The organism is Clostridium tarantellae (assembly GCF_009295725.1).
GTDB classification, from domain to species: Bacteria; Bacillota; Clostridia; order Clostridiales; family Clostridiaceae; genus Sarcina; species Sarcina tarantellae.
In genome coordinates this window covers 1-1,072 of the sequence record NZ_WHJC01000535.1, presented here as the reverse complement: position 1 = coordinate 1,072, position 1,072 = coordinate 1, and the positions used below count along the sequence as shown (strand labels likewise).

Annotated in this window: 1 protein-coding gene; it reads right to left on the bottom strand. The window is 26.8% G+C overall.

All coding sequences use genetic code 11. The annotated features are described in order from the left end of the window. On the bottom strand, positions 1-1,072 hold a 1,072-nt coding region (locus GBZ86_RS16170; protein WP_207707479.1), incomplete at both ends, for a discoidin domain-containing protein.

Below are 1,072 nucleotides of genomic sequence, written 5' to 3'. Positions count from 1 at the left end.
TAAAGAAACACCGTTATTTCCTTCAATTTTAATTTTTCCATTATCACCATTTGAAATTTGGAAATAGTCTAAATTATTTGTATTAGCTTTAATACTAAAATCAAACCAATTAATATACTGAGAACCTAATCTTCTTGTTATAATTCCCATAATTTCATTTAATGTTTCTTCTATAGTTATTGGAGACGCATATTCTGTATCAGCAAAATTTTGAATATTTATTGCTTTATTTATATTACTTATTTCACCTGTTTCTTTTCCATAAACTCTAAATTCAGAAATATGAGCTGCTTCATTTGCAGAACAATATTCTATAAGAACTCTTAAATATCTTGCTTCAACACCACTATTTAACTTAAAGGTATCTCCTTCAGTAGTTGCCATATTATTATTATTTTTTTTAGCAATTTTATTATAGTTTACTCCATCTTTACTTCCGTAAACACTATAATAATAATATCTAACCCCATCTACATAATTAACTATATTAATAGACTCTAAGGAATAAACTTTTTCTAAATCTATCTCTAAATAAGAAGGATATTGACCACCATCCCAGTAAGTGTTCAAATCTCCATCTATAGCATTAACCAAACTATTTTTTTCATTTGCATTTCGACCATAAATACGTTTGCCTTCTGCTATATTAATTCCACTATTAATGATCATATTGTATATTTCAATTTCATAAAGTGAAACTGAAATAACTGTATTATTTTTTTCACAATATACCCTTACATATCTTGCACTTTGAATAGAAGTTAAAGTTATTGTTTCTACTCCACCCATACCTTCAGTTGTTCTATAAACTGAAGTCCAATTAGTTGCATCATTTGAAACTTCTATTCTATATATAGTAGCATTTGCTACTTCCCAGTATAATTTTACTGTATCAAATTCAGTTATTTCTCCTAAATCAATATATATCCATTGATGTTCATCATTTATAAAAGCGCCACTTGACCATCTTGATGATGCTGATTCATTATTTCCATCTGTAACTAAATTAGCAGTAAAATAATCTGTTTCATTAGATGATGATACTGCTTGTTTATTTAATGCTAAATTTTTT